Raw genomic sequence first — 9453 nt, 5'->3', positions numbered from 1 at the left:
GATAGCGGGACACCCCTCCGTCAGGCCTGACGGCCTGCCACCTCCCCTGCAAGGGGAGGAATAGGCCACCTTCCCATCGCCACTCCTCCACGATAAAGCGCCGCCATGGTCGATACCGGTTTTCCCGCGCCCCTGTGCGGCGTGGACGAGGCGGGGCGCGGGCCGCTGGCGGGGCCGGTGGTGGCGGCCGCCGTGATCCTGCCCGAGCGTGACTGCCCCGATGGCATCAATGATTCCAAGAAACTGACCGAGAAGACGCGCGCGCGGCTCTGTTCCGAAATCCGCGCCTGTGCGGTCGTCGGTGTCGGGATCGTTCACCCGGAGGAGATCGACCGGCTCAACATATACTGGGCGACGATGAAGGCGATGACGCTGGCGGTCGATGCCGTGGTCGAAACCATGGGATGTCATCCCGCGCATGTGCTGGTCGACGGCAACCGCCTGCCCAAATGGGGCTACACCGCCACCGCGATCGTGGGCGGCGATGCCAAGTCGCTGGCGATCGGAGCGGCCTCGATCGTCGCCAAGCATGTCCGCGACGAGATGATGATCGCCGCCGCCGACACTTGGCCCGCTTATGGCTGGCACAGCAACAAGGGCTACGGCTCGGCGACGCATCTGGCGGCGCTTCGCGAACATGGGCCTACCCCGCTCCACCGCCGCAGCTTCGCGCCAGTGGCGCAATGTTATCTGGACTTTTGATCGCTCATTCCTCCCCAAGCTATGCTTGGGGAGGGGGACCATCGCGTTTGCGATGGCGGAGGGGCGAGACGGACCGGCCCTGCCCGTCACCACGCCCTATGGGGGCGGTCCCCCTCCCCATCCGACGATAGAGAGGATTTTACGGCTGCCCCGAGTCGCAATCGCCACACCCCACTCCCTTGGGGGCGAAGTTATCCACAGCCCCCATATCTGCCACGAAATCGCAACACGTCGTCGAATCTGGCGGAATCACGCGAGTCGCGAGCGCGAATCGCCTCTTGACGTATGACTCGTTCCGGGTGGATGCGAGGGTTCGAGGGTAGAAGGAACGGGTAGCATGGGGGTGATCCAGACGGTGGCCAAGCCGATCGGGACGCGGCCGGTATCGGCGCACCGCGAAAGCGACCTGCCGCTCGACCAGATCCTGATGGGCGACTGTATCGCGGCGCTGCGTTCGCTGCCCGACAAGTCGGTCGACATGGTCTTCGCCGACCCGCCCTATAACCTCCAGCTCGGTGGCGAGCTGTTCCGCCCCGATGGCAGCCATGTCGATGCCGTCACCGACGCCTGGGACAAGTTCGACACCTTCGCCGCCTATGACGCCTTCACCCGCTTGTGGTTGTCCGAATGCTACCGGGTGCTGAAGGACAATGGCTCGCTCTGGGTGATCGGCAGCTATCACAATATCTTCCGCGTCGGGACCGCGGTGCAGGATCTGGGTTTCTGGATCCTCAACGACATCATCTGGCGCAAGTCGAACCCCATGCCCAATTTCAAGGGCACCCGCTTCACCAACGCGCACGAAACGCTGATATGGGCATCGAAGGGCGAGAAGGCGAAATACACCTTCAACTATCGTTCGATGAAGACGCTGAACGACGAAATCCAGATGCGTTCGGACTGGGAATTCCCGATCTGCGGCGGTCAGGAACGGCTAAAGAAAGACGGGCACAAGGTCCATCCGACCCAGAAGCCCGAGGCGCTCCTCTATCGCATCCTCCTCGCCTGCACCCGGCCGGGCGACGTGATCGCCGACCCGTTCTTCGGCACCGGCACGACCGGCGCGGTCGCCAAGCGTCTCGGCCGCCGCTGGATCGGGATCGAGCGCGAGCCGACCTATTGCGCCGCCGCGATCGAACGGATCGAGGCCGCGCTGCCGCTCGACGAAAGCGCGCTGGCGACGATGCAGAGCCCCAAGGCGCAGCCCAAGGTGGCGTTCGGGACCCTGGTCGAGAATGGATACCTCATGCCCGGCATGCCGCTGATGGATGCCAAGCGTAAATGGCGCGCGACGGTGCGCGCGGATGGGTCGCTCTTATCCGAATGCGGGCAGGCCGGGTCGATCCACCGACTGGGTTCGCTGCTGCAGAACCGGCCGACCTGCAATGGCTGGACCTTCTGGCATTATGAGCTGGAGGGGGCGCTGAAACCGATCGACGCGATGCGCCAGACCTGGCTGCTCGCCACGCAGCCGTAAAACGATCCTCCCCGGCACGGGGAGGGGGACCACCGCGAAGCGGTGGTGGAGGGGGATCGCCGCTCGGGACGCCCCTTGTGGAAGCCCCCCTCCGTCAGGGCTTCGCCCTGCCACCCCCCCGTGCCGGGGAGGATTTTAGGAACACACCATGCACCTGCGCCCCGTCCAATTCGTCGACACCCCCGTCGGGCTGGAGGAGGGCAGCGCCTTGCGCCTCGCAGGCGGGATGCAGTGGTTCGCCGCCTATGAGGTCCGCGAGGGCAGCGGCCGCCGCATCGTGCCGGTCGCGCGGTTCGCTCAGGAACTAGGTGGCTCCCCCCGCGCCGAGGCGCTCCACGCCGCCTTCACCGCCCCCCGCAGCCCTTGGGTCATAGGCCCACGCACGCTACGCTTCGACCAGCCGCAGGTCGCCGCGATCCTGAACGTCACCCCCGACAGCTTCTCCGATGGCGGCAAGCATATCGGCGATCCGTCCGCAGCGGCGGACAGCGGCATGGCGATGGCGGCGCAGGGCGCGGCGGTCATCGACTTGGGCGGCGAGTCCACCCGTCCCGGCGCCGCCCCGGTGTGGGAAGGCGATGAGATCGCCCGCACCGCCCCCGTCATCGAGCGGCTGGCCAGAGCCGGCGCGCTGGTATCGATCGACACGCGCAAGGCCGCCGTCATGGAGGCGGCGCTCGCCGCCGGCGCGGGCATCGTCAACGATGTTGCGGCGCTCCTATGGGACGACCGCGCGCTGGAGGTGGTGGCCAAGGCGGGCTGCCCCGTCATCCTGATGCACTCGCCCGATCCCGAAAAGGGCGGGCATGGCCGGGTCGGTTACGGCGATGTGTTGACGGACGTGTTCGACTGGCTGGAGGCGCGCATCGAGGCGGTCGTGGCCGCCGGCGTCGAGCGGTCGCGGATCATGGTCGATCCGGGCATCGGCTTCGGCAAGTCGCTCGCCGACAATCTGGCGCTGATCAACGGCCTGGCGATCTTCCACGGACTGGGCTGCCCGATCATGCTGGGCGCCAGCCGCAAGCGGATGATCGGCGCGCTGTCGAACGAGGCACCCGTCGACGCCCGGCTGGGCGGGTCGCTGGCGCTGGCGATCAAGGGCGCGGAGGCGGGGGTCCAGTTGATCCGCGTGCATGACGTGGCGGAAACCGTACAGGCGCTACACGTCTGGCGGGGTCTGCGCGATCGCGCGCTGATGGGATAAGCCCTCGCTTTTCGCGTCCCGAACGCCCACATAGGGGCGATGCAGCGTCCCCAACCCCAGATCATCCGCGTCATCGATTTGGAGACGACCGGACAGGCCCCGCCGACCCACGGCGTGTGCGAGATCGGCTGGCAGGACGTCGCACTCGGCAAGGACGGCCGCTGGGAGCTGGAGGGCGAAGGCGGCAACATCCTGGTCAATCCGGGCCGCCCCATCCCGCCGATCACCCAGGCGATCCATCACATCCTGGACGAGCAGGTCGCCGATGCGCCCTGGTGGCACGATGTCGCGCGCCGCGTGCTCGATCCCTGGCCGCGCCGTATCGCGCTGGCCGCGCACCGGGCGGATTTCGAACAGCAATATTGCACCCCCGCCATGACCCAGTCGGCCGACTGGATCTGCACCTGGAAGTGCGCGCTGCGCCTGTGGCCCGACAGCCCCAGCTTTTCCAACCAGGTGCTGCGTTACTGGCGCAAGCCGCAGGGCCTCGTTCATGAGCGCGGCCTGCCCATCCACCGCGCCTTTCCCGATGCCTATGTCACCGCGCATCACCTGCGCGACCAGCTGAACGAAGCGAGCCTGGCGCAACTGCTCGAATGGTCGCGCAGCCCGGGCCTGTTGCCGCGCGTCCGTTATGGCCCCGATCGCGGCAAGGACTGGCGCGAGATCGACGAGGACTCGCTGATCGGTTTCCTCAGCGACCGCGATCCCGATGTCCGCTTCACCGCCGAAACCGAAATGGCGCGGCGGCGCGGCGGTGGCCATGTCGGGCGGCCCAGCCCCCAGGAACTGTTGCTCTAACCGTTGTCGTAACCATGACGTAACCACTCTGGCGTCCGTGCCCCGGCTTCGATAAGGCAGATGCCATGCAGGGGTTACGCGACGCCGCCACAGCCGGCGAAAATCCCATCGGACGTATCCTGATCGCCGCCATGGCGACGGGATTCCTGGCGCTGCTCGTCGCGGCGGGCGCGGCGGCCTATGTCATCCAGCAGGGTAATCGTCATACCGATTGGGTCATCCACACCTACCGGGTCGAGGCGGTGCTGGTCGAGGCGCGGCGGCTGGCCGAGCAGCAGGAGACGGCGCGGCGCGGCTATATGCTGGCGGGCACGCGCAATTTCCTCGACAGTTTCGAACGGGCGCACAACGCGCTCGTCCCCCGGATCGCCGAGTTGCGGCGGCTGACCACCGACAATCCCCGCCAGCGCGCGCCGATGCGGGCGGTAATCGAGCGGCTGGCCGCGCTCGACCTGGTACAGCGTGAGACCAACACCCTGGTCCAGCAAGGCCGCGGGGCCGAGGCGCTGCGCCGGTTCCGCGCCGATAGCGGCCTGATGCGGATGCAGAAGCTGCGCGACGTGTTCGACGGCATGGCGCGCGAGGAACGCCGTCTGCTCGCGATCCGCGATACCGAACAGGCCGCCAACCGCCGTGCCTTCTCGATCGTCATGGCGGTCGCCGCGCTGCTGTTCGTGCTGGTCGCGATCGTCTCGTTCCTCACGGTGCGTCGCTACACGCGCGACCTGCAACGTTCGCGCACGGCGCTGGCGCGGCTCAACGCGACGCTGGAGGAACAGGTCAAGGAACGCACCGCCGACCTGGCGCTGGCGAACGAGGAGATCCAGCGCTTCGCCTATATCGTCAGCCACGATCTGCGCTCGCCGCTGGTCAATGTCATGGGCTTCACCGCCGAGCTGTCCGCCGCGACGGGGCCGCTGGCCGCGCTGATCGACCGCGCCGAAGCCGAAGCGCCGCAGATCGTGACCGAGGAGGCACGCCTCGCCGCACGCGAAGACCTGCCCGAGGCGATCGGCTTCATCCGCACCTCGACCGCCAAGATGGACCGTCTGATCAACGCCATCCTGAAGCTCAGTCGCGAGGGGCGCCGCGTGCTGGCGCCCGAAATGATCGCGCTCGACCAGCTGGTCGAACAGATCACCGATTCGATCCGCCACGTCATCGACGACCGCGGCGTCACGCTGACGATCGAGCGCCCGATGCCGGTCATCGTCAGCGACCGCATCGCGCTCGAACAGATCCTGTCCAACCTGATCGAGAACGCGACCAAATATCGCCACCCGACGCGCGCGGCCGAAGTCCATGTCTTCGCCCAGGAGACGCCTGGACGCGTGATCGTCGCGGTACGTGACAATGGGCGGGGCATCGATCCGCGCGACCATCAACGCGTGTTCGACCTGTTCCGCCGCTCGGGGCAGCAGGACCAGCCGGGCGAAGGCATCGGTCTGGCCCATGTCCGGGCGCTCGCCTACCGTCTGGGCGGCACGATTTCCGTCGAATCCCAACTGGGTGAAGGCGCGACCTTCTTCCTGTCGCTACCCCCCACCCTTTCCATCGAAAGTGCCTGAATGAACGACCATCGCTCCGTTGGCATCGTCATGATCGAGGATGACGAGGGCCATGCCCGGTTGATCGAGAAGAATATCCGCCGCGCGGGCATCCTGAACGACATCCGCCATTTCACCGATGGCACCACCGCGCTCGACTATCTGTTCAACGCGCCCGATGGTCCGGCCAAGAGCGGCCCGGCGATGGTCCTGCTCGACCTCAACCTGCCCGACATGAGCGGCACCGACATTCTGGCGAAGATCAAGGACGAGAGCAGCCCGCTGCGCCGCGCGCCCGTCGTCGTGCTGACCACCACCGACGACAAGGTGGAAATCCAGCGCTGCTACGACCTGGGCTGCAACGTCTACATCACCAAGCCCGTGAACTATGAGAATTTCGCCCAGGCGATCCGCCAGCTCGGCCTGTTCCTGTCGGTGATCCAGGTACCGGAAGTCGAGGGCTGACCCCGCCGCCCGCCTCGGCCGCGATGGAGGGTGCGCGCATCCTCTATATCGATGATGACGACGCGCTGCGCCGGCTGGTGACGCGTGCGCTGGCTAGGCGCGGCTGGACGGTGACGGGGGCCGCCTCGGGCGCGGACGGGATCGCCCTGGCGGCCGAAAGCGGTTTCGATCTGGTCGCGGTCGACCATTACATGCCGGGCATGGACGGGCTGGAGACGCTGGTCGCGATCAACGCGCTCCCGGTGCCGCCGCCGGTCGTCTATGTCACCGGATCGGACGAGGGACGGATCGCGGTCGCCGCGCTGAAGGCCGGGGCGGCGGACTATGTGGTCAAGGCGGTGGGCGAGGATTTCTTCGACCTGCTCGCCGCGAGCTTCGAACAGGTGCTCGACCGTACCCGGCTGGAGCGCGCCAAGGCGGAGGCGGAGGCCGAACTGCGCGCCTCCAACGCCCGGCTGGAGGCGATGCTGAGCGAGGTGAACCACCGCGTCGCCAACTCGCTGCAACTGGTGTCCGCGATGATCGGCCTGCAAAAGGGCGTGATGACCGACGCGCACGCGCGCGAGGCGTTGGAGGATACGCAGCGGCGCATCCGCGCGATCGCGCAGGTGCATCGCCGGCTTTATACCGCCAATGATGTCGAGCAGGTCGATCTGCGCGACTATCTGGGCGCGCTGATCGCCGAACTCGGCGAAAGCTGGTCGAGCGATGCGCTGCCCCGCACGCTGACCCTGTCGGCCGAACCGATCCGGGTGAAGACCGACCGCGCCGTGTCGATCGGGGTAATCGTCACCGAGCTGGTCACCAACGCCTGCAAATATGCCTATCCGGGCGCGGCCGGCGAGGTGCGCATCTCGGTCGCGCAGGGCGACGGGCATTGCCTGCTGGCGGTCGAGGACGATGGCTGCGGCATGGCGGCGGACCAGAAGCCGCAAGGCACCGGGCTGGGCGCCAAGCTGATCCGTGCGATGGCGCAGAGCCTGCAGACGGTGGTGGAATATGACCCGGCGCATACGGGCGTGCGGGCGGTGATGCGGGTGCCGGTTTAGGCTTTGCGGTGGCGGATGGTCCGTGGCCTTCGACTTCGCTCAGGCTGGACGGATGTTGTGGAAGACCCGCTCCCTCGCTCCGTTCAGCCTGAGCGAAGTCGAAGGCCAAGCTCTACCCTCACCTTTAACCGCTCCCCTCCCGTAAACGGGCGGGGATGGGGGAGGGAACGAGGTCTCACCGAGACCGCCCCCCCGCCACCTTCCCCAATCACGGCTTGCGGAACTTGTAGACGAACTGATCGGTCTGCCCACGAATAGCCGGATCGAACACATTCTTCGAGTGGTCGTCGGCTGGATTGCGCAGCACCTTGCTCTCGCCGACGAAGCGGAAGCCCACCGACTGGACCTGACGCTTCACATAATCGGGATCGATCCGGTGCGTCGTATTGGTATTGGCCAGTCCCCGGCCCGCCGTGTCGGCATGGTCGATGATGACATAGGTGCCGCCCGACTTCAGCAGCTTGAACACCGCCTGGTCGAACGCCCGCAGGGCCGGTTCGCCGGCGTCCTTGTTGGCCACGTCATGATAATTCTGGACGGTCCAGAACAAGTCGACCGGCTTGTCCGAGGCGGGGAGATTGACCGCCTGCACCTGCGCGGTCGCATTGGGCAGGTTCCAGCCCTGGATCATGGGCAGCGACTTCTCGGCATATTTCTGCCCGGCGGCGGGCCAATAGGCATAGACATGGCCCTTGGGCCCGACGATGCCCGAGAAGATACGGGTCCAATAGCCTTTGCCCGGCAGGTAATCGATCACCGTGTCGCCGGGCTTCACCCCGGAAAAGGCGAGGACCGCCGCCGCCTGACGCCGTGCATCGTCCCCCGCCTGATCGGCGCGCGCCGGGTCGGCCAGCGCGGCGGTGACATAGGCCGGGACCTTGGCCGGAGCGGCAGGCTTTTGCTGCGCCACCGCGACGGTCGCGCCCGCCGCCAGCATCAGTCCCAGTGCAATCGCCTTCATGCCTGCTCTCCTATGTCCTGATGCCACCATCCCGACCGCCGTTCAGGCTGAGCGTAGTCGAAGCCCAAGGGAATCCCGTGGCCTTCGACTTCGCTCAGGCTGAACGGAGGGCAGGAATATCCGAACCAGCCCGGATTTCCCGCTCGCTCAGCCCGAACGGAGGGCGGGGTGTTGGGCCTTACACGTCCAGATTCGCCACGTTCAACGCATTGTCCTGAATGAACTCGCGTCGCGGCTCTACCACTTCGCCCATCAACCGGCTGAACACCTCGTCCGCCGCCGCGACGTCGTCCGAGGTCACGCGCAGCATCGAGCGGACGGCCGGGTCGAGCGTGGTTTCCCACAGCTGCTCGGCATTCATCTCGCCCAGCCCCTTGTAGCGCTGGATCGCCAGCCCCTTGCGGCCCGACGTCAGGATCGCCTCCAGCAGCTGGCTCGGCCGCGCGACGCGGGTTTCGCCGCGTGCCAGCGTCGTGGTGTTACCGTCCTCATCGGTCGGCACGACATCGGCCGACGGCTCGGTCGCGGCATTGCGCAGCGGCACCAGCTTGGCGGCGTGGGCGAAGCTCTCGGCCTGTTCTGCCGCCAGCGCGTGCAGCTTGCGCGCCTCCGCCGAAGCGATGAAGCTCGCCTCGACGATGTGGTGATCGGTCACGCCGCGCCACAGCCGTTCGAAATGGACACCTCCATCCTCGGTCAGCCGCGCTGACCAGCGCGCCTCGTGGTCGCCCGATTCCAGCCGGCGCGTCGTCTCGGTGACGGCGGTCAGGCGCTGGTCGCGGGTGAGAACGGGATCGAGTGCACCGGACAGCGCCAGCACCTCGATGATCGACGCGTCATAACGGCGCGGCACGTACCGCATGAGGGTCCGCATCCGCCGCGCATGATCGACCAGCGCCTTCAGGTCGTTGCCCGACCGCGCACCGCCCGCGCCCTCCAGCACCATGGTCGAAACGCCCGCCTCGACCAGATATTCGTCGAGCGCGGTGTCGTCCTTGAGGTACACCTCAGACCGCCCCTTGGTCGCCTTATACAGCGGCGGTTGGGCGATATAGAGATGCCCGCGCTCGATCAGCTCGGGCATCTGGCGATAGAAGAAGGTCAGCAGCAGCGTGCGGATATGCGCGCCGTCGACGTCTGCGTCGGTCATGATGACGATCTTGTGGTAGCGCAGCTTGTCCGCGTTGAAATCGTCGCGACCGATGCCGGTGCCCATCGCCTGAATGAGCGTGCCGATTTCCTTGGAC

The 9453-nt window shown here is 66.9% G+C and carries 9 protein-coding genes; 7 read left to right on the top strand and 2 right to left on the bottom strand.

Annotated elements, in window-relative coordinates; all coding sequences use genetic code 11:
• Positions 1-105: 105 nt before the first annotated feature.
• The 7 genes from ACQKJZ_RS16085 to ACQKJZ_RS16055 all read left to right on the top strand — a co-directional run bounded on the left by ACQKJZ_RS16085 (position 106) and on the right by ACQKJZ_RS16055 (position 7245).
• The gene (locus ACQKJZ_RS16085) at positions 106-702 is read left to right on the top strand and encodes a ribonuclease HII (protein ID WP_427732318.1); all 597 of its coding nucleotides are present in this window, start codon (positions 106-108) and stop codon (positions 700-702) included.
• 337 nt (positions 703-1039) lie between these two features.
• Entirely contained in the window at positions 1040-2179 is a 1140-nt protein-coding gene (locus tag ACQKJZ_RS16080; protein ID WP_427732316.1) for a site-specific DNA-methyltransferase, read from the top strand.
• A gap of 148 nt (positions 2180-2327) precedes the next feature.
• The gene (gene folP, locus ACQKJZ_RS16075) at positions 2328-3383 is read left to right on the top strand and encodes a dihydropteroate synthase (protein ID WP_427732314.1); all 1056 of its coding nucleotides are present in this window, start codon (positions 2328-2330) and stop codon (positions 3381-3383) included.
• A gap of 39 nt (positions 3384-3422) precedes the next feature.
• On the top strand, positions 3423-4184 hold the full coding sequence (locus ACQKJZ_RS16070) for an exonuclease domain-containing protein (RefSeq protein ID WP_312490327.1): 762 nt from the start codon (positions 3423-3425) through the stop codon (positions 4182-4184).
• A 65-nt stretch (positions 4185-4249) separates the two neighbouring features.
• A complete protein-coding gene (locus tag ACQKJZ_RS16065) occupies positions 4250-5752 on the top strand; it encodes a sensor histidine kinase (protein WP_427732312.1) in 1503 nt (500 codons plus the stop codon).
• Positions 5753-6196: a response regulator gene (locus ACQKJZ_RS16060; RefSeq protein WP_175311966.1), complete on the top strand. Its 444-nt coding sequence runs from the start codon at positions 5753-5755 to the stop codon at positions 6194-6196.
• 23 nt (positions 6197-6219) lie between these two features.
• Positions 6220-7245, top strand: a complete 1026-nt coding sequence (locus ACQKJZ_RS16055; RefSeq protein WP_427732309.1) for a sensor histidine kinase — start codon at positions 6220-6222, stop codon at positions 7243-7245.
• Positions 7246-7453: 208 nt separating this feature from the next.
• On the opposite strand, the gene ACQKJZ_RS16050 is transcribed toward ACQKJZ_RS16055, so the two are convergent.
• Together ACQKJZ_RS16050 and ACQKJZ_RS16045 are read right to left on the bottom strand one after the other, a co-directional pair.
• Entirely contained in the window at positions 7454-8206 is a 753-nt protein-coding gene (locus ACQKJZ_RS16050) for a class I SAM-dependent methyltransferase (RefSeq protein WP_427732307.1), read from the bottom strand.
• A gap of 178 nt (positions 8207-8384) precedes the next feature.
• Positions 8385-9453: toprim domain-containing protein (locus tag ACQKJZ_RS16045; RefSeq protein WP_427732305.1), on the bottom strand; the 1069-nt coding region annotated here is incomplete at its 5' end.

This window comes from Sphingomonas sp. NPDC019816, from assembly GCF_050274375.1.
Lineage (GTDB): Bacteria > Pseudomonadota > Alphaproteobacteria > Sphingomonadales > Sphingomonadaceae > Sphingomonas.
Note: the sequence above shows the minus strand (reverse complement) of the source record. Positions and strands in the feature narration are given on the sequence as shown.

Bases quoted from the DNA above. Each gene is read 5' to 3' on its own strand.
- ACQKJZ_RS16080 (WP_427732316.1), top strand. From the start codon at position 1,040: ATGGGGGTGATCCAGACGGTGGCCAAGCCGATCGGGACGCGGCCGGTA.
- ACQKJZ_RS16050 (WP_427732307.1), bottom strand. From the start codon at position 8,206: ATGAAGGCGATTGCACTGGGACTGATGCTGGCGGCGGGCGCGACCGTC.
- ACQKJZ_RS16055 (WP_427732309.1), top strand. From the start codon at position 6,220: ATGGAGGGTGCGCGCATCCTCTATATCGATGATGACGACGCGCTGCGC.
- ACQKJZ_RS16085 (WP_427732318.1), top strand. From the start codon at position 106: ATGGTCGATACCGGTTTTCCCGCGCCCCTGTGCGGCGTGGACGAGGCG.
- folP (WP_427732314.1), top strand. From the start codon at position 2,328: ATGCACCTGCGCCCCGTCCAATTCGTCGACACCCCCGTCGGGCTGGAG.
- ACQKJZ_RS16070 (WP_312490327.1), top strand. From the start codon at position 3,423: ATGCAGCGTCCCCAACCCCAGATCATCCGCGTCATCGATTTGGAGACG.
- ACQKJZ_RS16065 (WP_427732312.1), top strand. From the start codon at position 4,250: ATGCAGGGGTTACGCGACGCCGCCACAGCCGGCGAAAATCCCATCGGA.
- ACQKJZ_RS16060 (WP_175311966.1), top strand. From the start codon at position 5,753: ATGAACGACCATCGCTCCGTTGGCATCGTCATGATCGAGGATGACGAG.